General features: G+C 70.4%; 1 protein-coding gene. It reads left to right on the top strand.

Translation table 11 applies throughout. From position 1 onward, the window contains the following. Nucleotides 1-2,144 (top strand): condensation domain-containing protein (locus HG542_RS30225; protein WP_171087039.1); only part of this gene is annotated, 2,144 nt, incomplete at both ends.

Raw genomic sequence — 2,144 nt, 5'->3', positions numbered from 1 at the left:
TCGACGCCGAAGGCGACGGCGACTGGCAGGTCGCCGACGAACCGAGTGGCGTGTGGATGCACGAGGACAACCGGCTGCCCTACACGGTCAGCATGACCGGCATGGTCGTCGGCGGCCGGCTGCGGTTCACCCTGCTCGGCAGGCTGCCGCAGCAGGACGCCCGGCAGCTGGCCCGGTCGTTCGAGGACCGGCTGACGGCACTGGTCGACATGACGGCCAACTGCTCGCGCACCTGGCTCACGAGCAGTGACGTCGACGGCCTGCTGCCGCAGGAGCACCTGGACCGGCTGCAGGCGGCCTGCGAGCTGGACGGGGTCTTCGCGGCCGGCAGTCTGCAGCAGGGCTTCATCCACCACGCCCTGACCCAGGGCGACGTCGACGACGCCTACCGCGTCCAGGCCGTCTGGGACTACCGCGCCCCCGTCGACCCCGCTCTTCTCCGCCGGGCGTGGGAGCAGGCGCAGCAGGCCCACAGCGCGCTGCGGCTGCGTTTCGACTGGCAGTACGAGATGGTGCAGGTCGTCGACCGGGAGTCCCGGCTGACGTGGGAGTTCGTGGACCTGAGCGGCCACCCGGACCCCGCCGCGGCCTTCGAGGAACTGCTGGAGCGCGACCGCGGCATCCCGTACGACCTCGGGGTGAGCGGTCTGTTCCGGGTGTATCTGGTCAAGCGGGATGCGGAGCACTTCACTTGTGTGCTCAACACCCACCACGCCATTCTCGACGGCTGGAGCAGCCCGCTGCTGCTGCAGACCGTGCATGCCTGCTATCTCGCACTGCGCGACGGCGAGCGTGCCGTCCTTCCGGCGGAGGACTACGCCGGCATCCAGCGTCACCTGCACCGGCACGCACGCGACCACGAGGCCTTCTGGCAGGCCTACGCGGCGGACGCCGGGGCAAGCTGTGATCTCGGCGGGCTGCAGTCCGCCGAGGCCCGCCACGTCGACCTCGGCACCTACAAGCACGTCCGTCACCAGGAGCAGCTGTCGCTGCCGCTGCGCCCGGAGCTGCTGTCGGGTCTGCGGTCCGTCGCCCAGGAGTACGGCGTCACTTCCAACGCGTTGCTGCAGTACGCCTGGCACAAGACGCTGAGTGTCTACGGTCATTGCGACACGACCGTGGTCGGCACGGTGCTGGCAGGACGTGACCTGCCGGTGGACGGGATCGACACCTCGGTCGGTCTCTACCTGAGCACCGTCCCGCTGATCGCCCGGCACCGCGCGGGAGCGGGCAGCCTGATCGAGGAGATCCAGCGGCTGCAGGACGACATCCACGAGATCGGCCGGCGCAGCGGTGTCGACCTGGCTGCGCTGCAGCCGGGCGGCCGGCGGCTCTTCGACAGCCTGTTCATCTACGAGAACTATCCGGCGGTCGAGGACGACGAGCACGAGCGGCTGCTGCGACCGGAGTTCCGCTTCCGGTACCAGAAGCGGGACTACCCGCTGGTGGTGTCGGTCACGGAGCAGGACAGCGACATAGTGCTCAAACTTGACTACGCAGGCGAGCTGTTCGAGCAAGGCGCAATCCGACGGCTGCTGGCGAGCGTGGAATCGGTACTCCAGCACGTCGCCCGTGCGCCGGAGGACGCCCCGGACGCCCTGGCACCGGCCAGTGCAGCGGATGTCGAGCTCACGGAGCAGTGGAACGCCACGGGCGCGGCCGAGCCTGCCGAGCCCGTCATCCACCGCGCCTTCGAGGCTCAGGCCGCCCGGACTCCCGATGCACCGGCCGTCGTCCACGACGGCCGGACGCTGACCTACGCGGAGGTCAACACCGCCGCCAACCGGCTGGCCCGTGTGCTCCGCCGGCAGGTGCCGGTCGCACCGGAGGAGCCCGTCCTCCTGCTGCTCGACCGGAGTGCGGACACCGTGACCGGTCTGCTCGCGGTGCTGAAGTCCGGAGCGGCCTACGTGCCGCTCGACCCCGGCTACCCGGACGAGCGCGCAGCGCGCATCGTCGAGGGGTGCGGCGCCCGGCTGCTGCTCACGCACGCCCGGCACCGCGACCGCGTACAGGCACGCTGGCCCGAACTGACCGTACTGGCCGTGGACGCCCCGCAGACCGTTCAGGCGTGTGCTGCGGAGAGCGGCGCCGATCTGCAACTGCCGGTTGACGGCAACGGGTTGGCGTACGTCCTCTACACC

Origin of the sequence: Streptomyces morookaense, from assembly GCF_013030945.1 — a bacterium.
Classification (GTDB): Bacteria; Actinomycetota; Actinomycetes; order Streptomycetales; family Streptomycetaceae; genus Streptomyces; species Streptomyces morookaensis.
This window is presented reverse-complemented; position numbering and strand designations above follow the sequence as displayed.